Genomic DNA, 26,182 nt, shown 5'->3' on the forward strand with positions numbered 1-26,182 from the left:
TGTTACAAAAGTTGAATTAATAATTATATTTAACTATGAAAAATTTAGTTGTAATAATTGCTCTTTGTACGGGTGCGATAGCTTTTGGGAAAAAAGTTCAAGTTGAAGTGGTGTATAATCAAACTTCAGATAAATCAGGTTCTGAATTATATGTTGCTCAAAGTATAAAATTTAAATATCAAAAAGTTGAGTACACCATTGCGGCTGCTGATTCAACCTATAAAAACTGGACAATCACAGGTAAAAAAGGAGATGATTTGGGTACAATTAAATACCATCAAAAAGAAATTCAGAACGAGGTAACAAATGAAACGGAAGTACTCAGATATTGGGACGTAAATGTAAAAGGCAGTGGCACTGTAACAGTTGATCTTACAACAAAATCAGGTGATCAATTTGTGCTATCCGGTAGAAATAGTTCAAGTGAGAAAATAAGAGTTTTGCCTTTGTATAGTTGGAGTTTGAACAATGATTGTAATTGTGAATTTGCCTTAATGGAAAAAACAATCAGTGAAGATCATTTTGATCAAGTAAATGGACATTATAAAATTGAAAACAATTTTGCAAAAGGTGAAAGACTGGACAAATATGGTTCAAATTCTGATTGGGAATTTGACGTTTCAACATTTGTTGCAGATAATGAAATATTTGTAGCGTATGTTTTTTCTGCAATAACTGCAGATAATTTTAAGCTGTTTAAATAATAGCTATTTGATACTTTTCTTTATCTGAAAAGAAAATGAACTAACAATGCATTAAAAAAGAGGAACTCAATTCGGTTCCTCTTTTTTTAATTCAAAGTTATTTTCTGAATTCAAAAGGTAGTTGATTATTTTTAATCGTTGAAGTATAATTTTCCTAATTTATATTTTGATCCTTTACCGTATTCAGCTAAAAGTAATAGACCATATTCTGTTCTAATAGTCAAGCGGCTATTCAATTTAATTGGAAAGTCTTTTTCCGAATTAAAAATTGTTTTAAGTGGTAAACCTAAGGCTAAATCACCGTATTTAACTTCACCATCAGCTTGAATGGCGTACATAAAAGGAGGTATGTCGGTGGTGTTTCCAAATGTTTGTTTGCATTGGTATGTTTGTCCGTCTGTTTCTTTCCATTGGCTACTAGCTGCTTGGTTGTTGTAGATAATATATACCTGATCATCTTTTAAAAAATGATTGAAGCCGATATAATTAATAGGTTCTCCTTCAATTAAAGTTTCAACTTGTCCCTTAGAAATTTTGTTAGACCACATCATTTTTCCAGTTTTACCATCTATTCCGAAAGTTAGAATTGCACCTCTTTTATAGGTGTATTGCCAAATCAGTTTTTCAGTAGTTCCAATGTTTTTTTTAGATGAGCTTTCTGACTCCATTACCATTACATAATTGCCATTACTTAATTTATAAGTTTCTCTTAACGCAAAATGATCTAAAGATCTATTGTTAAGCTCTTCAGGTTTGCTGTGAAAGTGACTTAAAACCTGGTCATTTATTAGTTCGAAAGTTTTTGTTTTGATTGTACTTGCATTTTCAATATCAATCATAAAATGCCCCATAATTGCACCCCCATAAGAGATGGCTGTAGGAATTACATTTTTATCGTTATAAGTACCAATAAAAGTGAAATTTCCATTTCCATGTGTAAGTATGTCGTAGTGGTAAACATTTTTTTTGTTTTCAAAACCTACGTCAAATGTTTTAAGTTCTTTACTTGCAGCATTAAATGCGTAAAATCTATTTACCCATTCTTTTTCCAATTCGAATTTATTCCCAAAAACAACGTTTCCTTCATTGTCAATTGCAGATTGATATCTTGGAACTTTTTGTGAAGGATGATCTAAAGTTTTTAATTCACTGTAAATAAGTGACCAATCAGAAGTGTTGTAACACATAATCTCTATTTCGGTTGTGGGAGATTTCTTTCTAAATGCATCTATTCGAATCATCAACAACTTCTTTTTATCAGGAGATAATGAGTAACTAAATTCTCCAGGAAAAAATACTTTAGAATATTCGTGCTCCGCTATCCTTTTAAATTCTGTAATCATTCCAGTTTCATCAATGACAACTAAAGTTAGTGCCCTTTTTTTAGCTTCTCTGTCCCAAGTTTCATGACACTGGTAAATTGTACCGTCAATGACAAAAGACTTTTCGAAAAATGGATCTCCGCCATATAAGCCGTACTGACTTTTTACCGGGATTACATCATAAGTGGTTAACTCCTTATTTACCTTGGTGATGTGTTTTGTTGTGCCTTGAGGTCCTTTATTGCTCATGAAATAATAAAAGCCATCATCTTCCCCAATAAAATACTCAAATGATGAACCAGCAGGTGATGTCCTTAAGTTTTTCCAATCAAATGATGGAATTTGTGCTATTGCAGCACCTGTAATAATTAGTGATAAAAGAGTAGATATTAGACTTTTCATGAGTAGATTGTATTATTAATTCAGGCCGAATATAATACATAATTAACTGGACGACAGTTAGATGTTATTGCTACTTTCTAAAAGTTCAATTTGTTGATGTAAAGGAGCAATTGCTGATTAAGCGGTATTTTTTAATTGAGCATTACTCACTCTCTGCATATGCTCTCAACAATGATTGCAGAAATGTATCTGTGGATTGTGCACCGGAGATTCCATATTTTCTGTCAATTACAAAAAACGGAACACCCTGTAATCCCAACTGAATTCCTTCTTCAATGTCTCGTTGAACATTGGCTTTGTACATTTCTGTAGTCAGCACATTTTGAACGTCCATTTCATCCAAACCTACAGAAATTGCAATTTGCAGCAGGTTGGCGTGATCATCCACATTCTTTGCTTCAACAAAGTAGGCATTCATTAATGCTTCTTTCAATTCAAATTGTAAGCCTTTTTCTTTGGCTAAATGCAAAAGTCTATGCGCTTTAAAAGTATTGGTGGGAAAAACCTTGTCTAACTGATAATTCAAACCTTCTGTTTCAGCAGTTTTAGTAACATGTTCATTCATGGATTCAACTTGCTCAATAGGTATCCCTTTATAAGTAGATAAATACTTGCTGATTTTTAAATTTGGATTGGTAACTACATCAGGGTTCAATTCATAACTTTTGAATTCAACTGTTACTTCATCTGCATATTTAAACTGTGCTAATGCTTTTTCAAATCTGCGTTTACCAATATAGCACCATGGACAAACTATGTCACTCCAAATTTCAATTTTCATGTGTCTATTGTACGAATAACTACATGATTTCTTACAAGTTTTATTCTATTAAATCTGCAAGTCTTGCCAAAGTTTGCTGACCACCTTCAATAGCTCCATATTCTTCGGCAACTCTTCTCAGTTCTTCAGCTGATCTAAAGATATGACGCATAGTTAATTCGGTTGAATCATTCATTTCTTTTAGCTTCACTTCCACCTGGAATGAAATGGCTTCTGTGTCTTCATCATCTACATGCTTGTACATGATTAAAGTAGGTTCGTTGATTTTTACAAATTCAATTTTATTTGGAAAATCAGTTCCATCCGGTCCGTGCATTGTAAACTTCCAAATTCCTCCCTGACTAAATTGATGTTGAAAGGTGGTAATTGTAAAACCATTGGGTCCAAACCATTTTTCTCTTAATTCTACCTTTGACCAAGCCTCCCAAACCAGGTGAATGGGAGCATTGAACAATCTTGTATAAGTAATTTCATTGTCTTCAATAACATAAGTTGAAAGGTGAGTAGTGTCCATTATTTATACTTTTTGCGTTAGTAAAATATCTTCTAATTGGTTCAGAGCCATGGTTAATCCTTCTTTCATTCCCATTTCTATTACGGTTTTCAAATCATCTGCTGATGCATAATGGGTTACCATAATAACAGTAGTTTGATTATTATTTTCGTTGAAATCATTGGAGAACTTTGCCACAGGCATTTCACGATTAGGTTCGCCATTTTCATCACAAAATACGTCTTGACCTGAAAAATGAGTTACCGGTTTAATAGAGGTGAATTCTGTTAATCCCCAATGCTTTTCTCCTTCGGGTCCAACCATTGCATATAATCTACTTCCTCCCTCAGAAAAGTCCATTTTAGCAGTTTCTGATTTCCAGGGAGTAGGTGCCCACCACTGATCTAATAATTCAGCTTCTGTCCATGCTCTCCAAACAAGCTTAATGGGAGCATTAAAAGTTCTTTCAACGGTTAATACATTTTCTTTTACGGTGAATTTTGCTTCGTTCATTTTGATTTAGTTTTTAGTTCTTCTAATAGATTATCCAGTTGATTGAATCTTGATTCCCACATTTCTTTAAAAGGAGCAATCCATTCAGCAACTTCATTTAGTTTATCTAATTTGGGTTCACAAAATCTTTGTCTGCCTTTTTGAGTGATATCAATTAATTGGCATTCTTCAAGAATTTTGATGTGTTGAGATACGGCCGGTCTGCTGATTTCAAACTTCTCTGCTATGCTGTTTAAGCTCATAGGTTCATGAACTATTAAGGTTAAAATCTCTCTTCTTGTTGGATCAGCTAAGCCTTGAAAAACATCTCTTTTTAGTGCTCCCATAATTAAATATGTAAGTATTTGCTTACAAATATAAATGTAAGTATTTACTTACGCAAATAATTTCGAATTTTGTTTGGCGTAATTATCCTATAAGTCTTATTCTATCAGTAATCTTTTAGAAAGATTTTCACCATCAATGGAGATGTTCAGCAAATAAATGCCTTTGGTGAATGGTGTGGCCAGTTCAATTTTGGAAGTGTTATTGTAGGTTGATTCAAAAACTAATCTTCCGCTCAAATCCCTTAATTCAAGATTTATAAAATCATATTTTTCAGTCAATTGTATATGAACCATGTCTTTAGCAGGATTAGGAAAGATGTTTACAGAAAATTTTTCTAGTTCATCAGTTCCCATTCCGCTTACCGTGTAGCAGGCAGATGTATCTGTGCAGCCATTTAATTCAATAATTACAGCATAATCCCCATTTTGTGTTGCAATATATGACTGGTTTGTCGCTCCTGAAATAGCAGACTGTGTAGCGCAGTTGATCCATTGGTAATTTGCACCGAACTGACTGGCAGTTAAATTTTGTTGAGATTGGATGACAAATAAATCCGTTTGGTTAATTGTTAAGTTCAATTGAATAGTAGAATCACATCCGGCAGAGGAACCTCCAAAGTATGTATATGTTGCAGTGTTATTAGACGCGTAATAGGTAACGCCATCTACCCAGGTCAATGAGTCGCAAGCAAATAGAGAATCGGTTGACGAAGGAGCTGCGCCGTTTAATGTGAGATTTAGTACAACAGTTGAATCACAACCTGAACTTGATCCACCGACCAAAACATGGGTGGCTGTATTATTTGAGCTATAATAGGTGTTACCATCAATCCAAACCAGTGAATCACATGCTGTAATAACATCAACTCCGTTTTGTGATGCTCCGGAAATAGGTATGTTAAGATCATTCACTTGCGTACCGGGGTTGCCAAATTGAGCATTATTGCTACTACCAACAGTGCAATTAGATTGTGAAGCTGTTGTGGTAACTCCTGGCGCACCGGCTAAAGCTCCGAAAGTAATGTTGCCAGGTAAACCGGCCTGATTAATCCATAAAACTCCACCACCGCCACCTCCTCCGGGTCCGTTGCAATTTGAGGGTCCTACATTATCAACACTTCCTCCATTGGCTCCAGATACATTTACACTTAATCCTCCTGTGTAAGTACCAATGTCTAACAAAACTGTTCCTCCGGCTCCACCACCTCCTGCACCATCTTCAGATAAAACAGCATTGGATCCGGTAGAAATAATATTATTACTATTTCCTATTAATTCATTGGCAATGATGATGACGATTCCGCCTCCATTTCCTCCGTCTGAATTTAAGCCTCCGTTATTTTCATGTCCCGCTCCGCCGGCTCCTCCAAGATAAATTTTATTGTCTGTATTGTTGTACGAATTAGCTTTTCCTCCTACACCTGGATATGCTCCTGAGCAATAAAAAGTACCAGCCGCAATTCTTTCTCCACCTTGACCTCCTGCTCCGGCATTGGCACCACCGCCTCCACCTGAATTGTGGTCGTTTCCTCCACCACCTCCATTTGTTTGTGCACCTCTTCCGGCAGTTTTGTTTGTAATAAAAGTTGCAATTCCCTCTCCTTTTAATGCTCCTTCACCTGATGAAATGGCTGCAAAATAATCTGAGATAGGATTCCACCAATCACATCCAAAAGATGAGGTAACAGATCCTCCTCCCATGAAACCTAATCCTTGTACATCAATATCCGCATTAAGGGTTAGGCTTCCTTTGCATTTTAATGCTAGAATTCCTCCGCTTGTTCCATCCCAGGCGTTTGCAGTTAATGTTGAAGTGACGGTTGCGTCATTGTATTCAGGAACCCTAACTAACTGTACAGCATTTGTAGGGTCGTAAGTTCTTTGAATGGATGAAAGTCCAATTTCTGTTGGGCTAATTATGCTGCAAACTGATGTGATTTCATAATTGCCTGCACTGTTTAAATTAACTATGTCTCCAAAGGCAGCTGAGTTTGTTTCGTCCATGTTGGCACCCTTCATTTGAATAATTAAAACAAGGTCTCCGGCCGCAAATCCGACGGATGAATTAACAGTTAAACTATTACCACTAATTGCTGAAACAGTTGCGTAATTATTAATGACACCAGAAATGTTAGTGTTTTGAGCATATGAAATGGACAGAATAAAACTGAGGCTGAGTAGGAGAAAGTTTTTTATCATTTTGACGAAGTTTCAGGGCCAACCTAAAGTTAAAACATTTAAATGGGAATGTCCAGTACTTGATACCATCAATCGAAAAATGAGAACAACTCATATAGATATTATATATATTAAATTTGCTTTGATTGTATATCTTCTAAACCGTTGATAAAGAATCGAATTTATTTACTTTAGTTCAAGATTACGTTTTAATTTTTTTGGATGCCATTAAACCAAAATATTCACTCTATTTTAATTCAACATTCATTGGATGTAATTATTATCTGCAATGCTGAAAATGAAATAGTAGAGTTTAATCCTGCTGCAGAGAATTTGTTTGGTTACAACAAAGATGAAATTTTGGGCCAACCAGTTCAAATAATATATGAAAGTGAAGAAGAGTTTAAGGTTGTTTCTAAGAAACTATCTTCCAGTGGAAAGTATGAAGGTAGAGTACTAAATAAGTGCAAGAATGGTGAATTAAAAATAGCTCGATTGTCTGCAAGCCTGGTTAAAGATGAACAAGGGATTGTGGTAGGTTCTCTTGGTATTTCAAAGGATATTACAAAAGAAATTGAGAAGGAAAAGGAGTTTGAAAACATTGTTGAAAATGCCTTAGACATTATATACACTTCAGACTATAAAGGTGTTTTTCAATACTTTAATCCAAGTGTAGAAAAAATAATAGGCTACAAAGCAGCTGAATTGATCGGTAAGTCTTTTTTAGATATAGTAGATCCTGCATTCACAAAAGCTGTTGAACAGCATTATAGAGATGTGTTTGATAACAAATTGATTGATTCTTATTTTGAATTTAAAGTATTGCACAAAGAGGGGCATTCCCTATGGGTTGGGCAACAAGTACGAACGGAACTAAATCAGTTAGATAATTCTAAGATTCAAAGGTTTTATGGTGTTGTAAGAGACATTAATTTGAGAAAAGAAACCGAGATGAAGTTACAGGAAAGTGAAGCTAGTTACCGTGAATTGTTTGACAATTCATCTGATATGATCCAAAGTGTTGAACCGGATGGGAATTTTTTATTTGTCAATGAAAGCTGGAGAGAAGCAATGGGTTATACAGAGGAAGAATTGAACAAATTGAATTTGTTTGATGTGCTTCACAACAACAGTTTAGATCATTGTAAAAATTTACTCAATGAAATTGCGATATCTAAGAATTCTCCGGAAGAAAAAGTAGTCTATAGCTTAATGAATAAGGATGGAGAGGAGGTTATTGTTGAAGGTTCAATGACGGTCAGTTTGGAAGGGGATGAGGTGAAATCTGTACAAACCTTTTTAAGAGATGTTACTGAAGCAAAAAAAGCAGAAGCCATAATTGCAAGTCAGAATAAAAGCATTAGAGAAAGCATTCAATATGCTAAGAGCATTCAGGATTCTGTTTTACCAAATGAGGATGAAATTGCAGATATTTTTGATGACTATTTTGTACTATTCAATCCAAAGGATATTTTGTCGGGTGATTTTTATATTGTAGACAAGATAAAATCAAATGCAGGTGTGGTTTTTCCGGTACTTATTGTTGCCGATTGTACAGGGCACGGAGTTCCGGGCGGAGTGTTGAGTTTACTATGTAATGGCTTGCTCAAAGAGTCATTTACGCGGTATGATATAAACTCTCCGGGAGAATCTTTAGATTATGTAAGAACCAAGCTGATTAATCTCTTCAGATCTGATAAGAAAGGGTATGTAAATGATGGGATGGATGTTAGTTTTTGCGTATTTGATTTGGAAAACCGAAGACTAAATTTCTCGGCTGCTAATCGCTCTTGTGTAGTTTTAAGAAATGGTGAATTGATAGAAACAAAAGGAAATCGTCAACATGTTGGATTTACCGATAGACCTGAGCCTTTTGCAAATCATTTAATTGAATTGGAAAAAGGGGATATTGTTGTTTTACACACAGATGGATATGCTGACCAATTTGGAGGTCCACATAAACGTAAGTTCATGAAAAAAAGGTTCTATGAATTGTTAAAGGAACTGTCTGATAAAGATCTATTTCAAATCAAACAAAAATTGGAAGAAGAACTAGCAGAATGGAAAGGAGATATGGAACAGACAGATGATATTACTGTGTTTGCTGTGAGGGTGAGTTAAGCAACCTCTTTTATGGTGAGTATGTCTCCAACAATGTTTTGAAACTCTTCACCCGCTTCTTTCATGTCTTCGTCATCAGCTTCGTAAAGCCAATTCACGTACACTTGTTTTTTACCGCTGGCAGAATTTAACATCTTTAATATTTCCAGGATACAAAAGGATGAACTTGTGTTAAAGTAATCAAGCTTAAGATTTACCTCCAATGCATCATTTGAAGATTTGTTGTATTCCGTAATCCATTCTTTTACCGGTTTATAAAATTCTTTAGAATTTTCGGGTATACTGATTCCTTCAATGCTTAGTTTATGATTTGTAAGGTCACTTTGAATTGAAGGAGTTAATTCACTTAATTCAACAGATATATCTTTCATAATAAATGGTAACTGAGAGCAAAGGTATTGAAAGAGTACTATTGGTGAGTGATAAATACGACGATCATTTTAAATTAATCGATAAAAGTTGAAAAGTTAATTTATCAATGTGCATTCTATTTTCTTTTCTAGAATAATTATTTAACTTTAGTTCCAGTAATACATTTTTTAACCTAAAACTTATAACTAATGAGAATATCTCAATCTATTTTCATTGGTGCGCTATGCTTATTGGCCACCAATGCTTTCGGACAAATATGTCACGATAAATTAGTTCCTAACGACAGATATCCGGGTCAAATTTTTGGAGGAGTAACAACTGCCCCTGAAGTGATGTCTGGGAACTGGGAGGTCTGGACCAATGGTAGGGTAGCACTAGATGGCGACTATGCCGTTGTCGGTGCTCCTCAAGATGACGAACAGGCCAATAATGCCGGAGCCGTGTACTTGTATAAGTACAATTCAGTAGATGGTATTTGGGAAGAAAAGCATAAATTTTTCCTTCAAGATGCTGTCAATAATGTGGATGCTTCTGAGAGTGATTATTTCGGATGGGAAGTTGGTATTTCTGGAACTACTGTTGTAGCATCAGCTCCTACATATGATGTAAATGGTTATTCTAATAATGGAGTGGTATGTGTTTATGAAATCAATACTACAACACATCAGGCCGTCTTTACTCAGCAAATATTCACAACCCATAATGGTAATGCCGTTGAGTATGGTAATGACTATAAGTTTGGTCATGGTTTGGATATTGAGGGAGATAAATTAATTGTGGGTTGTAAAACCAATCATACAGATGAATTTGGAGGTCCTATCCCAAGTTATCCTGGTGCCATTTGTATCTTCAAAAAAGTAGGGGGTGTTTTTGAGATTCAAAACAAAATTCTACCTCCTATGGTAGATACCTATGCATGGTCATATGGCCAGGATGTTGAAATTTATGGTAATTATGCTGCAGTTGGATTTGATCATGACTATTTTGATGAAAACAATGATCCAAATTCTGATATACCTTATGCCGGTTCTGTTGTGATCTATAAATGGGATGGAGTAGAGTGGAACTATCATCAAAAGCTTGTTGCGCCTGATGGAAGATCTTGGCAACATCACTTTGGAATTGCTATTGCATTAGATGATGATCAATTGGCTGTTTCAAGTAGGAATTCATATGATGAAAACAATCAAAATTATGTTGGTGGAGCAAATTCATGCTACATATTTAAATTGAATGGTAGTTCATGGGATCCTGAACAAAAAATTGTTGCACCTGATAGAGAACTTGGTGATAGATTTGCAAATTCAATTTCAATTGAAGGTAATAGATTAATTGTTGGAACTATGCATGAAGATCATGATGAAAATGGGGCCAACTTATTAAATGATGCAGGTTCTGTTTATGTTTTTGACAAAGTAGGAAGTGTTTGGACAAATACATCTAAGCTAAATGCACCTGACAGGGATGAAAGTGCCCATTTTGGTCACAATGTTTATATAAAAGGAACCAAAATAATTATTAGTGCAAGACGTGAGCCTTTGAATGATGTATTCCCAAATCCATCAGGATATATGGAGGACGCAGGTGCCGTATACATTTTCCAAAATAATACACCTATTCCTTCTATAAATCCTCAGCAGGATATTGATTTGTGTGCATATAACGGAAATCCTATTCAAATGACCTTGCAAAATGGTTTATTATATCAAGGAACCTGGAGTGGTCCGGGTATGGATCCTCAAACAGGTTTGTTTGACCCATCAGTTGCTGGTGTAGGAAACCACATCATATTTTACACCATAAATAGTATTTCAGCTTCTACACTAGTAGTGGTTTATGAAGATGGAAACTTTAGCAGTTTTACAGAAAATGGATCTGGAATTGAAAATGGATTAGCATTAGTTACGGATGCTTATGATAATGTTTATGTAACTGGTTATTTCACTACTGAAACAGAGTTTGTTGGTGGAGGTATTCATCCCAACGTGAGTGCTAATACAGGGTCTGGTTCTTTAGAAGAGTATGTGTATGTTGCAAAGTACAATGCATGCGGTAATCTATTATGGGTGACACATGGTATTGAAAGTGTTAATGCGGATTCAAGAGGAACCGGAATAGATTTGGCTCCTGCTGACAATGCCGTATACGTTGTAGGTAATTTTAAAGAAGCCATGCTCGTACAAGGAAGCTATGGATTAGATGGTACTGACGGTAGCACCATGGGTGAAGCATATGGTGGGTCAAATTCTGGATTTTTAATGAGACTTAAAATGACAGATGGAACCGTTGAATTCCTTGAGCCAATTATTAAAAGTGATTACACACAATTGACTTGTGTAAAAGCAAATACTTACGGTAATGATGTTTTTGTAGGAGGATATCATGCAGATGATCAATACGGAGAGACATCAGCTTTTGTATCTGATTATGAAACTATAAATTCAGGAATTACAAATGAAAACTGGGAGATAACCACTTTTGGAACGTCTGCAGGTAATGAATACATTAGAGATATTTCATATAATGGAGATCTTCAGTCATTATGGATAGTGGGAGACTTTGATAATGAATTACTTTTTGATCCGGGAAATACTCCGTTATCTGCTCCTACAACTGGTAATTTTGATGCTTTTGTTGCACAATATGAAGTGGGGTCAACTCCAGGAGAATTATTTATTATTCAAGGATACAATTCAGATGGAAATATGAGAGGAGTAGGTGTTGAGGTTGATGAGGCAACCGGAAACGGATATGTAACCGGAACCTATGATTATGGTGTAAATGAAGTGTTCAACTTTCCTGGACATTATATAGATAATAATGGAGCGGGACAAAATGTTTTTGTTACAGGAATGGACGTGCATGGTGAACCTATTTGGAATCAAACGCAAAAAGCAGATGCTGCTGACGGTGAAGTAACTGTAAGTGGAATCGATTTTTATAACAATACAGTTTATTTAACAGGTACTTTTGACAACAATAATGTTGCGTTTTTTGGAGGTAACACAATTGAACAAGAGCACTTAAATGGAAGCGAAAAAAGCTTAGTGTACATTGTTGGTTATGAAACTATTGATGGAGAACCAATATGGTCAAATGCAACCCAAGGTTATTCTATGATTGATGAACACAAAGTTGGAGATATTGCTGTTTCTGCTTCTGGTTATGGGTATATAACAGGAAATGTAATTGGTGAACTTGGTTACCAATCAGGAGGTCAGCAAAGTGGGAATGTGTTCGGAACAGGTGCAGATGAAGTTGATTTATTTGTTAGCAGGTTCGATATTTCAAATCAAGGGGTGTTTAAGATGGCGGAAAGTGATGAATTGATAGAAGACCAATTATTTACAGTATTCCCAAATCCTACTAATGGGGAAGTGAATATTACTTTTGATTCATTTGTTGACATGGAGAATGCAACTTTGAAAGTTTATTCACCTGCTGGACAATTAGTATTAGAAAAACAATGTTCTTTGAACATGACAATTGACTTGAGTGGATTTGAAAATGGAGTTTACATCTTCAACTTTTCATCAACACAGGACAATAAAAATGTTTTGGTAGTCAAAGGATAGAAATAAAATAAATCAAAAAAGGGCCTTCAGACGTTTCTGAGGACCCTTTTTTTTCATCTAACCCAAAAGATTATTAAACATCTTTTCCTTTCAACATTTTATTCCAGTAAAGTCTTGGTAAAATGTACTTTTTCAACCACCATAATCTTGTCAGCTCTTTTGACGAATCAAAAATGAGCATCTGTTTTAGCTTAGGGTCCGGTGTAAAGTTTCCTTCATAGTCGAATTCGGCCAAAACCATTTTTCCATATCCTGTTACCAAAGGACAACTTGAATATCCATTGTACTCTTTATCTGTAATGTGTCCTGAGGCAATTAATGCTTTGATGTTTCCAATAACTACCGGAACTTGCTTTCTAATAGCGGCTCCTGTTTTTGCTGTCGGCAATGCTGCTGCATCTCCCATCCCGAAGATGTTAGCGAATTTTTTATGTTGTAATGTGTTGATATCAACATCCAACCAACCAAATTCATTTGCCAATACAGATTCGCTAATAAATTTAGGAGCAACCTGAGGCGGAGCAAGATGTAACATGTCAAATGGCATTTCAATGGTGGTATCACCTACCATTTTTTCATGAATCTTATTGTCTTTATTGATTACACATTCACTTGCGTCCGCATTGACAAATTTAAAAGTGATGATTTTTTTGTCTGCATCAATTTTAACCGGTGCATAATGAGGTTTGAACTCAATTCCGTATCTGTCAATTACTTTTTCAAGTGTTTTTTTGATTTCTTTAATTCCGAAAATAACTCCTCCTGGTGTAGCGTATATTACATTGGTTTTATCTGCAATTCCGCTTTTTCTAAAGTAGTCTGCCGCTAAATAAGCTATTTTTTGAGGAGCTCCTCCACATTTAATTGGGGTGGTAGGCTGCGTAAAAACAGCATTTCCTCCTTTGAAATTTTTAAGTACGTCCCATGTGTGTTTAGGGTCTGTATAATTACTGCAAACAACTCCTTTATCAATGGCATCTTCTAAACCTTCAATCAAACTCATGTCATAAACCAATCCCGGAGACAAAACCAAATAGTCATACTTGATTTCCTCGCCAGATCGGGTAATTAGTTTGTTGTTGTCCGGATCTAATTTTTCAGCATAATCTTTTACCCAGTTCACACCTGCGGGCATAACTTCGGACATTTTCTTCTTGGTGTCTTCAAAGTTATAAGTGTTTGCTCCTACTAACGTCCAGGCTGGTTGGTAGTAGTGGTATTCTGCTGGTTCAATGACGGTAACCGCCATGTCTTTTTCTTTTACAAGCTTGGCGGCAGTCATTATACCTCCTGTTCCACCTCCAACTATTACAATCTGTTTCATAGTACTTTGCATTTGACTGCAAGAAACAAAGAAAGAAAGGATCATTTTGGAACATATGTCACATAAGTAACTGATAATGATTAGGCTGAGAAGAAGGTGATTACATGAAACTATTCAAAACAAAAAACCCGAAACGCAAGCGCTTCGGGTTTTTCTAGCCTCCCAGTTCAGACGAAGCAAAGCTTGTCTGGATTCCGACCACGGCGTCGGAACCATATTAACTATATTTTGATATAAATTCTAATAATCTTTTCCGATTTAAATTCTTGAGTTTTTTCTCCAGGATCATAGATTCACTTCGTGACTCTTTTTCGCAAAACCAGGCTATTTGCCAAGGATTGTAATGTTTTGTAGACAGCACTTGACCTTCATTGTGTCTTTTTAACCTATTTGACAGGTTATTTGTCTGACCAATGTAGAATTTGTCAAATTTTTCGGAATACAATATGTAAACGTAAAAAGTCATTTGTGATAAAAACAAAAAACCCGAAACGCAAGCGCTTCGGGTTTTTCTAGCCTCCCAGCCATAGGAGGATTTCTTGTTGGCGGTCCGGACGAGACTCGAACTCGCGACCCCATGCGTGACAGGCATGTATTCTAACCAACTGAACTACCGGACCATTATAGAGTAAGTGCTTTATCGTTTAAAAGCGGAGACAAAAATAGGTAATTTTTTTTATGCCACAAATATATTTCTAAATAAAATTGAATTTTTTTAATCTCGACAATTATTAATTGAATAGCGGCTTTACAACTAATTGCTTAAATTCGTAAATCACAGGGAGATATCTTCTTGATGAACAGTTTTCCATTCTGAACTAATGAATAAAATTTTTACCCTTTTATTATCATTATTTTCGTTTTGCACCTTTGCTCAACAAATAATTCAACCTACTTCTGGGTTTAAAAATGTCACTATTGATGCGGGTAAAACTTATCAATATGTTGATGATGGTGGTGCAACCGGTAATTATTCGGCTGGTGCTTCTTCTTTGATTACAATTTATCCGAAAAAAGAAGGCCAGTATGTTAGCATCCAGGTGAACTCTTTTAAGATAAACTCAGATTGTAGAATGTACATTTTTGACGGCAATCATCCAGGTGCTCAAATAATCGGTTACTATTATTTAAGGGCAACCAATAGAAAGTATCAACTCATGCCCGGAGATGTAATTACAGCATCTTCTAATAATCCTTCAGGAGCATTGTCTGTTCGGTTTTCTAATGCAAATCACCGTGAAACAATGGATGGCTGGGATTTTACCGTGTCGCTTTCTGATAAACCGGGAACTCCATTGCCTGAAACTACTCAAGATTGCTCCGGAGCTATTAAAGTTTGCTCAGATTCAGCTATTACGACCAAAGCTAGTGGTTCTAATTTCCAAGAACTTCCTGGGCCTAATTTCTGGAATAAGATTTTGAATTACGGAAACAATGGTGAAAATCAATCTAACTGGTACAAATTTGAGGTAGCAACTCCCGGAACTATTGAGTTTTTAATTACCCCGCATCAGGATACTGATTTTGATTGGGGCTTGTGGGGTCCTTATCAGTCGCATCAATGTCCCGCTTTTACAGCTGATATGGCGTATAGAATTTCAGCCTGTGATAGTGATAATAGCCTGGTTACCGGATTATCCAAAATGGCAACTGATCAATTTGAAGGTTCATACGGAAACGGTTGGGTGGCCGCAATTAATGTCAAAGCCGGTGAACACTATGTTTTGATGATAGATGACTGGTCAGGTAATAGCTCAACTTTTGATTTAACTTGGAAATTTTCAGATGGAGCGTCTTTAGAGTGCAAGCAGGATGAAGAACCGCCAACAGATCCTCCAAAAGACAGTACAGCTTTAGCAATTCGGGATAATAAATGTGCTGACAAAATTGAGGTAAAAGGTGATGTTACAGAAGTGTCTGAAAAGTCATTGGGTGGAATCAAAACTAAAGTAAAGGGTGGAAAAGCTCCTTATACTTATGAATGGAAAAACAGCAGTGGTGATTTAATAGGTACACAGTCTGAATTGTTTGGAGTTGAAGGAGGAGAATATGATTTCTTGGTTACCGATAGTGAAGGTTGCGAACAAAAGGTAACATTCACCCTTTCCATTGAAGTGGAATTTATTGAAACCAATGAAGAGCCTAAATTAGAGGCAAATATTTCTGAAGATGAAGAATTTGTAACAGTTTCTTATCCCGGGGCTTTTGAATACAAAATTCAGAATGTAGAAAATGAAACTGTTATTACCGGTCATTCGGTTGATTCTGATTTAGTAGATATTACTAAACTTCCGCCAGGGGAATACAGGGTTTCATTGATTTATAAAAGGATTAAGCAGTATACTACTTTTGTAAAACACTAAATAATTTTACCTCGTTTTATGAGGTATTGTTGTAAAACAAATTCAACACCTTCTCTAATGTCTGCTTCCATGTAATCAATTTTAAATTGAGAGCATTTAAGTTTCAACTCTTTATTGATTTCAGCAACTTGTTTTTGAAATGACTTTTTAATTTCTGAAGGATGAAGTTTTACTTTTTCTCCTGTCTCCAGGTCAACAAAAGTGGTAGGTCTGTTAGGAAAATCTAATTCAACCTCATGTTTTTTATCTATTACATTGAATAAAAGTACTTCGTGTTTATTGTGTTTCAAGTGTAAAAAGGCATCTGTTATATCTTCCATTGACTCTTTGCTGAAGAAATCAGAGAATATGATTACCAATGATCTTTTGTGGTTGTTTTCAGCCACATTATGCAGAATAGATGAAAGAGAAGTTGGTTTATTTAAATTTTCTTTTTGTCCAACCATCAATTGCTCTAATTCATGATAAAGTCTTCTATGATGACTTGATGACGTTTTAATAGCAGTATCAGTAATGATTTTTTCATCAAAAACTGTTAGCCCAACTCCATCTCTTTGTTTCTTGAAAATTTCTACCAAAGATGCTATCGCATAAATACTAAAACCAAGTTTGTTTAAAGGATATTCATTTGATATTTCAGGAAAGTACATGGATGATGAAACATCCAAAATAATACGACATCTCAAGTTGGTTTCCTCTTCATATCGTTTGACAAAAAGCTTATCTGTTTTGGCAAATAATTTCCAATCAATATGTTTGGTGCTTTCTCCTGTGTTATATAATCTGTGCTCAGCAAATTCTACAGAAAATCCATGAAATGGAGATCGGTGCATACCTGTAATAAATCCTTCAACAACTTGCTTTGCAACAAATTCCAGATTTCCAAATTTGGCTAATTCTTGTATGTCTATGTTTCCGTACACCGGCTTTTTTATTTAGCAACGAAATATAAGGTAAAATAGTGTCAAAACCATTGAAAATAACAAGAAATTAAAGATTATTAACGGCTGATAATAATTTGGTTTGAGACTTTTAAATTTCGTATTTTTGCACAAAAAAAATCAAATTGAATTTTTTTTAACAGGATGTTTTTGGATAAAAGGGTCTATTTAAGCCACTATTTTGATTTCATAAACGTCTGACAAATTATTATAACCTAGCTTGAAATTGTTAATACGAATTACCTCCCTTTTGATCTTTGTGTTGCCTTTTTTGGTAAAGGCTCAGTGTGTACTTAATTTAACACCTAATACCACTCAGAATATTATTTGTGGTGAAAGTGTGGATATTGTTGCACAAGGTTATACTAATGGTCCTGCTCTTTCTGAAGATTTTAATGCGGGAACTTTGGGAGCAGGTTGGCAATCTTCATCTGCAATTACTTACGCTAATCCATGTGGGCCAACGTTAGATGGAACTCCTGGAGCCTGGTTTGGAAACGTTCCTTTTCCGAGAGAAATAAAAACAATAGGTTTTGATGTTTCATGCGGTGGTGAGGTTTGCTTTGATTTAGATTTTGCAGATGATGATCCATGTGGTGGTTGTAGTGATTGTGAAGATCCTGATTTGGCAACAGAGGGTGTTTATTTTCAATATTCAATTAATGGTGGGGCCAACTGGGTAACGATATTTTATTTTGAGCCTAACAATACCGGAACAGGTCCATATTACTCTTGGGCTAATTACTGCTTCACTATTCCTCCGGGTGCCCAAACTACAAACACTATGTTTCAATGGTCGCAAATTCAAGCTTCAGCAGCAGTTAATGATCATTGGGGAATAGACAATGTTACTATTCAGCCATATAATTGTGGAGGAGGTTACTATTATACCTGGAATGGTGTTGTTGGAGATCAGGATACAACAGTGGTTCCAAATGTTACTACTGATTATGAAGTGTTGTATACTAATGGTTTTGATGATACTTGTGGTACAGTTTTAACTGTCAATGTAACTCCATGGAGTGTTTATGCTGGAGCTTTAAGCACTAACTTAAACTGTGGAGATTGTACTACGCTATTAGTAGACATAATAAATAATCCAACCTTCACTAATCCCAATTTAGTTTACAGTTGGACACCAACAACAGATTTATCGGATCCTTCATTGCAAACACCAGATGCTTGTCCATCTGTTACAACTACATATACCGGAACAATAGTTGAGACTAATTCTGGATGTACTGGAACTTATCCTGTTACCATTAATGTTACTCCTGCGGATCCCGGTTTTTATTATAGTGCATATGATTATTGTGGAGATGCTGCCTCCTTTTTACCAACCATAACTGGAGATTTGGGTGGAACATTTTCAGCAGTACCTGTTGGACTGTCCTTAGATGTAAATACAGGTGAGATAGACCCTGCTAATTCAGTTGCCGGCGTATATGATGTGACTTATCAAACCCCAAATCCCAACTGTATTTTGGATTCTACTGTCACTGTAACCATTAATCCCTTGCCTCCGGTTGATGCGGGTGTTGATCAAACTGTTTGTGACGGAACGGCGGTGTTGTTAACAGCAAGTGGTGCAGATAGTTATTCTTGGGATAATGGGGTTGTAGATGGACAATCATTTACACCTGCTAATACAATTACTTATACGGTAACAGGTACAGATTTAAACGGTTGTGTAAATACTGATCAAGTTGATGTTGTTGTTGTACCTGTAGATGACCCAACTTTTGAGTATCCTGATGGTTATAGTTATTGCCTGGACGATACTCCTTCAACACCCTCTATATTAGGTATAACAGGTGGGGTGTTCAGTTATCAATCTATACCTGCTGGAAGTAATCTAGATTTAGATGTTAATACAGGTGTTTTTGATCCTTCTAACTCAGATGTGGGAACCTATGAAATACAGTATTCTACTGCAGGGAATAGCATGTGTCCTGATTCTACTGTTTTAACTGTTGTTGTTAATCCAAATCCTGATGCCAATTTTGTTGCATTAAATACCATGGGTTGTGAGCCTGTTACAGTTTCATTTACATCAAATGCTGCCACCATTAATTCGTGTTTATGGGATTTTGGAGATGGTCAAACGGCTAGCTTGTGTGGAGATGTTAGTAATATTTATCAGGCCGGACTATTTGATGTGACCTTGACCGTAACTACACCTGAAGGGTGTCAATCTCAAGAAACTTACCTTGAATTTGTTGACATAACAGATCAACCTGTTGCTAACTTTTACCCTTCACTTTCTACAACAAGTATTGAATTTACCGAGGTTGAATTCACAAATACCAGTTCGGGAGCAGATTTGTATTGGTGGAGTTTTGGAGATGGAAGTGATTTAGATTCTTCAATCAATCCGGTGCATTTGTTTCCGGAAGTGGCGGATATATATGAGGTTTGGTTAACAGCATATTCTGCTAATATGTTATGTGTAGACTCGTTAAATACTGAAATCAATATACTTGATGCTGTTACCTTTTACGTGCCGAATGTCTTTACACCAAATGGAGATAGTCATAACAATATATTTCAGCCAATGTTTTTCTCAGGTTTTGATGAAACGGATTATCACATGAGTATCTACAATAGATGGGGGGAATTATTGTTTGAATCATACGATTATACAGCCGGATGGGATGGAACTTATGACGGATCTTTGGTAGAAATGGGAGTGTACATTTGGCGAATTGAGTTTGGTGAAGAGTTGAATGATATCAGACATATAGAATTTGGTCATGTAACCGTGTTGAAGTAGACCTTATTTTCTTTTTTTCTATCTTCAACAATAATATGTCTTCAAAATCGACTTCAGAAAAAAGAGTTTGCCAACAATGTGGAGATGAGTTGTTTGGGCGCAGAGATAAGAAATTCTGTTCTGATTATTGTCGATCTACTGCACATAACGAAGAGAATAGAGACTATTCAAATTACATGAGAAAAGTCAACAATATTCTTCGCAAAAACAGAAGAATTCTCGCAAAATTAAATCCAAATGGTAAGGCTAAGGTTGCGGCATCCGTCTTAATGGAAGAAGGGTATAACTTTGCTTACTTTACAAATATTTATGAAACCAAGAAGGGCGGGAAATACTACTTTTGTTATGATCAGGGATACATCAAGTTAGATGATGATATGTATGCTTTGGTTGTGCGTGAATCGTATGTGAAATGAGAAAAGTAATCAACGCAATTTTTATATTTCCGGTAAAGATTTATCAATACCTGATATCCCCAATTTTACCAGCTTCTTGTAGATATAATCCTACATGTAGCAATTACATGATACATGCTATTAAAGAATGGGGTCCCCTCAAAGGTGGTTGGCTAGGAATCAAGCGAATTTCTTCTTGTCATCCCTGGGGAGGTCAAGGCTATGATCCAGTTCCGGAAAACCCCAAAAGACATCATCACCATGATCATCCCGTTAAAGAGAATTAATTAAAAGTTAGGATAAAACTCTGCAAGTGCTTTACCTTCTGCTTTTGATTTTGGTGAAAATGAAACCCAACTTTTTCCTTCTCTAATCTGCAATGTTTTTTTACCCAAAAAGCCTTTAATCTTCTTAGATGTTGCTTCACTTAAATCAAAAATGTATTTCGCATCTTGATTCAATATCTCCTTCATTTGGTTTTCTAAATCGGATAATTTCTCAGTGTTATTTATGAGTGTTTTTAAACCTTGAGGAATAGTTTGTCCTTCAAAAAATGAATGATTCTTAATGGTGTCAAAAATCACAAATACACCAACTGTTTTTGTTGGAACTATAAAGAAATAGTTCGGTGTGCAAACAATGCAACTGTGAATTTGTTTCATTGGCATTTTCGAATTCATTGCCAATGCATCTGTAATCAAAAGGCATTCGTGATTATTCATGGATTTTAATTTTGTTGAAGATAAAAAAAATAGGTCTCAACATTAGTGAGACCTACATTTTTGTTATTAAACCCTAATATAAAAATTAGATTCTTGCAATTTTCTTTTTCTCTTGTTTTACAAAAGTGTCAACTGTAACGTATTCTTCAGTTTGATTCTTCTTCAAGAATGTTTCTTTGCTTGCCCAATCAATTTTATAAAGACAGAAATCATCTCTATGGCACCCTTGTGCATAAGTGATGGTTCCGTAAATTAGTTGATTAGAAGAAAGCTCTTCATCCATGTATTGAGAGAAGCCTGAAGGGCAACGAGAGAATCTTGATTCTTCATCATATTCAACCAGCTTGTTTAAGTCGCTAAATACATTTTCTCTCATAAATTTCCAAACGTCACTGCTGCTTACAATTTCTTCGTTGTCATCTCCATTGTTAATAATGATTGTTTTCTCAGTTGACTTGTCATTGTCATTACCAACAAAAGAGCTAAATATCAAAAGAACACTGGCAACAAAACCTAATGCGATATACTTTTTCATAATTCGTGTTTTAGTTTTTTTGGGCTTTCACTTTCCCTAAATTTTTTCTTATCAATATTTCTGCCACAATAAGATTGATTATCCAGCTCAACCATGCAGTGGCAACAGTTATAATATAAGTCTGTTCTTCATGGCTTGATCCCAAGTAGTATCCTACAAAAGGTTCAGACATTAGCGGAACCAATAGTCTAAGTGTTACCGCTGCAAAAGAGAGTGCATAGCTTCGGTACATCCATTTTTGATGTCCAATCAAATCTTTCTTTTTAACCGTAATTACTGCCATAAGTGTTGTAAAAAACCACAATACACTCATGATAATAAAGGCGTAAGTTGAAAGAATTCCTCCTTCTGCGTAATATGCCATTATCAAGCCAGTTGGAGCTGCAATAATTAAAATACCGTAAGCGTAAATTTTGCCAATTAAACGGTGCAGCTTCATCTGTTTGTTCCTGAACGCTTTCAAGAACTGAAACGGACCAATCAAGATTACTATCATTCCGGAGGTGACATGCAGGTAAAAAGTGGGTCTCCAAACTGTATCGAAAATGAGATCCTGTTTTACCAGCAAAAAATTCAAATCCGGTTGAAACGTCAAATACTTGGCCGTGATGGTAAACAAAAAGACCGCTAAAAGCGTCATCACAGTCCAGGGTATATATTTTAACGCCTTGACCATCTGTTTCTTAATACAATAAACGACAAAAAACGTTCATATAAAAATTATTAATCAATTTTAACTTTTCTGTCATTCTGCAATTCAATAATACAACAAGCTAAAAATAGTAACAAAAAATCCCGAAAGAAATTCTCCCGGGATTTTTAAATGTATGTGTTAAAAGATTATTTGATTATTTCAATGGGATATCGCTTTTCAATTCTTCACCGCCTTCCAAAGAAAAATCTCTCTCTCTTCCAAATATTTTTGGTGCTAAAGTGTCTTCATAAACTTTGCCGTACTTCACTTTAATATCTCCTCTTAGTTCAAATTGATCTCTACCAGATTTTAACCAAATTTTAAACTTATCTGGAGAACCGTGTGTTCTGTATGACGCATCAGAATTGATCATTCCTCCATTCTGATCTAGAATTACGTATTGAGGTTGACTATTCTTCTTAAATACTTGCGACTGGAAATCAGCCCATTTGTCACCATAAGTTTCAAGTTTTCTTCCTGAGAATGGAGAAGTTTCTGCGACAGGTAAAGGTTCACGATCATCAACATAAAGAGATGCAATTACAAAATCTTTATCCATTAATTCATGAACTTTTTCATCTGACCATACATTGTTTTCCATTTTTCTGCAATTCACACAATTTTCACCAGTGAAGTCAATCATTATTGGTTTTCCGGTTTCTTCAGAATATTTTTCAGCATCCTCAAAATCATGGAATACAACTAAATTATGCTCATAACTTGCTCCATCAGGTAATGGTGGTGCTGAGCCATGAATACCATAAGGAATTTCACTGTAATGTTCAGGAGGTAATAGAGCTGAGAAATACTTTACAGGCGCACCCCACATTCCGGGAAGTAAATACAAACTGAATATAATTGCAACAATTCCTGTTACCGCTCTAAATGTTCCAATTCCTTCTGTAGGAGTATCGTGTTTAGTTCTGAAGATTCCAAAAAGATAGAGTCCCATTACTAAGAATATTCCTACCCAGATAGCGATAAATAATTCTCTTTCCAAAAGGTGTGCATCCCAATAAATATCTGCAACAGATAAGAATTTGAATGCTAATGCTAATTCAAGCAATCCTAAAACTACTTTAACGTTATTTAGCCATCCTCCTGATTTTGGAAGTGAATTTAACCAGCCAGGGAAGATTGCAAAAAGAGCAAATGGAAGTCCAAGAGCAACACCAAAACCAGCCATTCCAACTGTTAAGTTCCAAGCTCCACCTGATGCTGAAGAAGCACTAGCTAGCAAACCTCCTAATATTGGTCCCGTACAAGAGAAAGATACCAAAGCCAATGTTAGCGCCATAAAGAAGATACCAATAATCCCTCCTAAATTTGATTTTTTATCAGCACTGTTGGTAAGTTTACTTGGCATTGTTATTTCAAAAGCACCAAGGAATGAAATAGCAAACAATGTTAGCATTGCAAAAAAGAACAAATTAAGAGGTCCGTGAGTTCCAATTCCATTTAATATACTTGGGTCTAATTTGTCAATGAGGTGAAATGGTAGACTGAGTAATACGTAAATCAGAAAAATGAACGTTCCGTACATTATACCTCTGAATAAACCTTTTTTTCTGTCTTCAGATCCTTTGGTGAAAAATGATACTGTCATTGGTATCATAGGGAATACACAAGGGGTTAAAAGAGCTAATAATCCTCCTCCAAATGCTAAAAAGAATATTCCCCAGTAAGATCTTCCAGTTACACCATCTGAATTTTCAGAATAAAATGCTTCCGCAAGAGGAATTTCAAGTTCGGTAGGTAATGATTGAAAAATGTTTCCGTTGGTGTCTATTGCAGCAAAATTTATAGATACGTTTACTATTTGGGCGGAATCTTTAGGATCAATTTTGATTTTTTGCGTGAAAGATCCTCTGTCAAACACATTTACCAAAACTTTGCTCAGTCCAAAAATGCTTGAATCTTTGAATTCTGGAGTTGAAATGTCTCCAACTTTTTCGAACTCCCCTTTAATATCAATATTCAATGGGTTTGAGCTTTTGTCACCCATTAAAAAGTACTCAACACCATTGATAATAGGAGTTACCACGATTTCATAATCCGTTTTATTTGAGTAAGTCGCAAAAGCTTGAAATCCTATGGGAGATTTTAATAAGGCTTCGTTTCCTTCTTCTTCGACATCCGCTCCTTCTTCAGTATCATTTTCACCAGTATCACCAGTTTCCTCTTCAGTGGTGCCCGAATTATTGCCAGATGCGCCTTTGATTTTAAATTCATGATCTCTCCATTGTGGTGCAAAACAAGCTGTTTTACACGCCATGAAGCTATACTCCATTTTAATAGTGAAGTCTTCTTTTGATTTTATTTTAATGCGTTGTTTGAATTTTGCTTTTTCTCCGGGAAAATATTTCTCAGGATATCCATCAGACTCATGTTCTTCAGCTCCGTATTCTTTGGTAGAACCTACTAACTCAAACTTATCACTCTTTTCAAAATCAAATGAAGTAGGAAATGCGACGGCTCCGTCCGGTTGAACTTGTGAGTAGATGTGCCAGTGATCTTTTTGATCAACGGTCATGTTTAAAATGGCTTCATCTCCTTCATAAGTAACTGAAAAATGCCAGGTGATTACCTCGTCAATAGAGTCGGGCATATCGTCCTGTGCTTTTACAAATTGGGGGATAAGTGCGATCGCAAGAAATAAGAACAAGTTTTTGAACATGGTACTAAATAATTTGTGTGTACCAAAATTACGAGAAAAGTCGATTTAAGTTGTTTTGAATTGTATTTTATTATTGGATTTCTAAAAACTAAAAAAGCGGCACATGGCCGCTTTTTTTAACAATTTTTTAAGTTGATTATACAAATCTTATATCAACTATCCTTGAAATGGGAATCCAAACACCTCCTTTAAGGCATATAAACTTGTTTCCAGTAGCCCAAATTGTAGTTTGAACTGCTTTTAATCCACTATCCGAATAAAATTCAATGTGAAATTTTACTTTACCAAGATTCCCTAAATGTGTCGCTTGCTCTAATTTCGCTCTAAGTTTTGGATCCTGGTCGAATGGTACGGTATTTTTAAAGGATAATTCAGGTATCGATTCCTTTTCAACTCTTACTGGTGTTAGCATTTCTTGCATAAAATTTTGAGTTTAATAAAAGAAATTGTCCCTCGGATTTTAAACTCGCCGGGTAAATTCTTAAGGTTTTAGAATCAACAATTTAATGAATTGAAATGAATTAAACAAATTTTTTAGGACACAAAAAAGCCCAGCACGAACATGCTGGGCTTCCAAATATTTTAATTTAGGATAGTTTATTTTTCAATATAAGTTTGCATAAACTCTTCTCTTGGAACATCTGTTCCGTCTACGCTAACAGTCTGAACTTGCAATGATGCAAGGTATCTGTGAATTACTTTTCTTGACATAGCATCATCCTGAATCAAAGTAATTGTAACATTGTGTTGTCCGTTGTCTGCTACTGCGTCAATAGTAAAGTAGTCAGTATAGTATCCTGCGTTGTCGTTAATTGATGATTCAGAAATTGTTTCATCAAAATTAAAGTGAAACACTGTAGTAGTATTCTTATCATAGTTGGCCATGTCCTCAGTAAAAGTAACTGGTGACTGAGCAAATGTGAATGCTCCCAACATCAATCCAAACGCTAATCCTAAAATCTTTTTCATTA

23 protein-coding genes and 1 tRNA gene are annotated in these 26,182 nt (G+C 35.6%); 7 read left to right on the top strand and 17 right to left on the bottom strand.

Features of this window, described 5'->3' with window-relative positions:
* Positions 1 to 35 precede the first annotated feature (35 nt).
* Positions 36 to 704: a hypothetical protein gene (locus K6119_RS15850; RefSeq protein ID WP_221833240.1), complete on the top strand. Its 669-nt coding sequence runs from the start codon at positions 36 to 38 to the stop codon at positions 702 to 704.
* A gap of 131 nt (positions 705 to 835) precedes the next feature.
* Here K6119_RS15850 and K6119_RS15855 read toward each other — a convergent pair whose 3' ends face one another.
* The 6 genes from K6119_RS15855 to K6119_RS15880 all read right to left on the bottom strand — a co-directional run bounded on the left by K6119_RS15855 (position 836) and on the right by K6119_RS15880 (position 6,740).
* The gene (locus tag K6119_RS15855; protein WP_221833242.1) at positions 836 to 2,428 is read right to left on the bottom strand and encodes a hypothetical protein; all 1,593 of its coding nucleotides are present in this window, start codon (positions 2,426 to 2,428) and stop codon (positions 836 to 838) included.
* A 142-nt stretch (positions 2,429 to 2,570) separates the two neighbouring features.
* The gene (locus K6119_RS15860; RefSeq protein WP_221833243.1) at positions 2,571 to 3,209 is read right to left on the bottom strand and encodes a DsbA family oxidoreductase; all 639 of its coding nucleotides are present in this window, start codon (positions 3,207 to 3,209) and stop codon (positions 2,571 to 2,573) included.
* Positions 3,210 to 3,249: 40 nt separating this feature from the next.
* A complete protein-coding gene (locus K6119_RS15865) occupies positions 3,250 to 3,723 on the bottom strand; it encodes an SRPBCC domain-containing protein (RefSeq protein WP_221833244.1) in 474 nt (157 codons plus the stop codon).
* A 3-nt stretch (positions 3,724 to 3,726) separates the two neighbouring features.
* Positions 3,727 to 4,215: an SRPBCC family protein gene (locus K6119_RS15870; protein WP_221833246.1), complete on the bottom strand. Its 489-nt coding sequence runs from the start codon at positions 4,213 to 4,215 to the stop codon at positions 3,727 to 3,729.
* Positions 4,212 to 4,541, bottom strand: coding sequence for an ArsR/SmtB family transcription factor (locus tag K6119_RS15875; RefSeq protein WP_221833248.1), 330 nt, complete (start codon positions 4,539 to 4,541; stop codon positions 4,212 to 4,214). Before K6119_RS15875 ends, K6119_RS15870 begins: the two co-directional genes overlap by 4 nt.
* 96 nt (positions 4,542 to 4,637) lie before the next feature.
* A complete protein-coding gene (locus K6119_RS15880; RefSeq protein ID WP_221833250.1) occupies positions 4,638 to 6,740 on the bottom strand; it encodes a T9SS type A sorting domain-containing protein in 2,103 nt (700 codons plus the stop codon).
* Between the two features lie 201 nt (positions 6,741 to 6,941).
* On the opposite strand from K6119_RS15880, the gene K6119_RS15885 reads away from it, so the two are divergent.
* Positions 6,942 to 8,840: a PAS domain S-box protein gene (locus tag K6119_RS15885; RefSeq protein ID WP_221833252.1), complete on the top strand. Its 1,899-nt coding sequence runs from the start codon at positions 6,942 to 6,944 to the stop codon at positions 8,838 to 8,840.
* Here the strand turns inward: K6119_RS15885 and K6119_RS15890 are convergent.
* Positions 8,837 to 9,211, bottom strand: a complete 375-nt coding sequence (locus K6119_RS15890) for a DUF1987 domain-containing protein (RefSeq protein WP_221833254.1) — start codon at positions 9,209 to 9,211, stop codon at positions 8,837 to 8,839. The genes K6119_RS15885 and K6119_RS15890 overlap by 4 nt on opposite strands.
* A 189-nt stretch (positions 9,212 to 9,400) precedes the next feature.
* On the opposite strand from K6119_RS15890, the gene K6119_RS15895 reads away from it, so the two are divergent.
* On the top strand, positions 9,401 to 12,787 hold the full coding sequence (locus tag K6119_RS15895; protein WP_221833256.1) for an FG-GAP repeat protein: 3,387 nt from the start codon (positions 9,401 to 9,403) through the stop codon (positions 12,785 to 12,787).
* Positions 12,788 to 12,860: 73 nt separating this feature from the next.
* On the opposite strand, the gene K6119_RS15900 is transcribed toward K6119_RS15895, so the two are convergent.
* The 3 genes from K6119_RS15900 to K6119_RS15910 form a co-directional block, all read right to left on the bottom strand.
* Positions 12,861 to 14,111, bottom strand: coding sequence for an NAD(P)/FAD-dependent oxidoreductase (locus K6119_RS15900; RefSeq protein ID WP_221833258.1), 1,251 nt, complete (start codon positions 14,109 to 14,111; stop codon positions 12,861 to 12,863).
* Positions 14,112 to 14,328: 217 nt separating this feature from the next.
* Positions 14,329 to 14,703 carry a GIY-YIG nuclease family protein gene (locus K6119_RS15905; protein ID WP_336246120.1) on the bottom strand — a complete coding sequence of 125 codons (375 nt, stop codon included), beginning with the start codon at positions 14,701 to 14,703 and terminating at the stop codon, positions 14,329 to 14,331.
* Positions 14,655 to 14,731: transfer RNA gene (locus K6119_RS15910), tRNA-Asp, on the bottom strand. The genes K6119_RS15905 and K6119_RS15910 overlap by 49 nt, the downstream gene beginning before the upstream one ends.
* Positions 14,732 to 14,932: 201 nt before the next feature.
* Here K6119_RS15910 and K6119_RS15915 point away from each other — a divergent pair.
* Positions 14,933 to 16,474 (top strand): hypothetical protein, encoded by a 1,542-nt coding sequence (locus K6119_RS15915; RefSeq protein WP_221833261.1) that lies wholly within the window; start codon positions 14,933 to 14,935, stop codon positions 16,472 to 16,474.
* On the opposite strand, the gene K6119_RS15920 is transcribed toward K6119_RS15915, so the two are convergent.
* Complete coding sequence (locus K6119_RS15920; RefSeq protein WP_237828040.1) at positions 16,471 to 17,397, bottom strand: DUF58 domain-containing protein; 927 nt, start codon at positions 17,395 to 17,397, stop codon at positions 16,471 to 16,473. The two genes, K6119_RS15915 and K6119_RS15920, sit on opposite strands and share 4 nt — an antisense overlap.
* A gap of 238 nt (positions 17,398 to 17,635) precedes the next feature.
* On the opposite strand from K6119_RS15920, the gene K6119_RS15925 reads away from it, so the two are divergent.
* From K6119_RS15925 to yidD, 3 genes are read left to right on the top strand one after another with little or no spacing between them, the layout of a single operon-like run.
* Entirely contained in the window at positions 17,636 to 20,188 is a 2,553-nt protein-coding gene (locus tag K6119_RS15925; RefSeq protein ID WP_221833262.1) for a T9SS type B sorting domain-containing protein, read from the top strand.
* A gap of 35 nt (positions 20,189 to 20,223) precedes the next feature.
* Positions 20,224 to 20,604 carry a hypothetical protein gene (locus tag K6119_RS15930; RefSeq protein ID WP_221833263.1) on the top strand — a complete coding sequence of 127 codons (381 nt, stop codon included), beginning with the start codon at positions 20,224 to 20,226 and terminating at the stop codon, positions 20,602 to 20,604.
* On the top strand, positions 20,601 to 20,870 hold the full coding sequence (gene yidD, locus K6119_RS15935; protein ID WP_221833264.1) for a membrane protein insertion efficiency factor YidD: 270 nt from the start codon (positions 20,601 to 20,603) through the stop codon (positions 20,868 to 20,870). Before K6119_RS15930 ends, yidD begins: the two co-directional genes overlap by 4 nt.
* Here the strand turns inward: yidD and K6119_RS15940 are convergent, their stop codons facing one another.
* The 6 genes from K6119_RS15940 to K6119_RS15965 form a co-directional block, all read right to left on the bottom strand.
* Positions 20,871 to 21,305, bottom strand: a complete 435-nt coding sequence (locus K6119_RS15940; RefSeq protein ID WP_221833265.1) for a hypothetical protein — start codon at positions 21,303 to 21,305, stop codon at positions 20,871 to 20,873.
* Between the two features lie 85 nt (positions 21,306 to 21,390).
* Positions 21,391 to 21,840: a hypothetical protein gene (locus K6119_RS15945; protein WP_221833266.1), complete on the bottom strand. Its 450-nt coding sequence runs from the start codon at positions 21,838 to 21,840 to the stop codon at positions 21,391 to 21,393.
* A gap of 10 nt (positions 21,841 to 21,850) precedes the next feature.
* Positions 21,851 to 22,480 carry a DUF2306 domain-containing protein gene (locus tag K6119_RS15950; protein ID WP_237828173.1) on the bottom strand — a complete coding sequence of 210 codons (630 nt, stop codon included), beginning with the start codon at positions 22,478 to 22,480 and terminating at the stop codon, positions 21,851 to 21,853.
* Positions 22,481 to 22,688: 208 nt separating this feature from the next.
* A complete protein-coding gene (locus K6119_RS15955) occupies positions 22,689 to 25,211 on the bottom strand; it encodes a protein-disulfide reductase DsbD family protein (protein ID WP_221833269.1) in 2,523 nt (840 codons plus the stop codon).
* A 136-nt stretch (positions 25,212 to 25,347) separates the two neighbouring features.
* Positions 25,348 to 25,632 (bottom strand): hypothetical protein, encoded by a 285-nt coding sequence (locus tag K6119_RS15960; protein ID WP_221833271.1) that lies wholly within the window; start codon positions 25,630 to 25,632, stop codon positions 25,348 to 25,350.
* Positions 25,633 to 25,808: 176 nt separating this feature from the next.
* Positions 25,809 to 26,180: a hypothetical protein gene (locus K6119_RS15965; protein ID WP_221833273.1), complete on the bottom strand. Its 372-nt coding sequence runs from the start codon at positions 26,178 to 26,180 to the stop codon at positions 25,809 to 25,811.
* Between the last annotated feature and the right edge of the window lie 2 nt (positions 26,181 to 26,182).

Origin of the sequence: Paracrocinitomix mangrovi (genome assembly GCF_019740355.2) — a bacterium.
GTDB classification, from domain to species: domain Bacteria; phylum Bacteroidota; class Bacteroidia; order Flavobacteriales_D; family Crocinitomicaceae; genus Paracrocinitomix; species Paracrocinitomix mangrovi.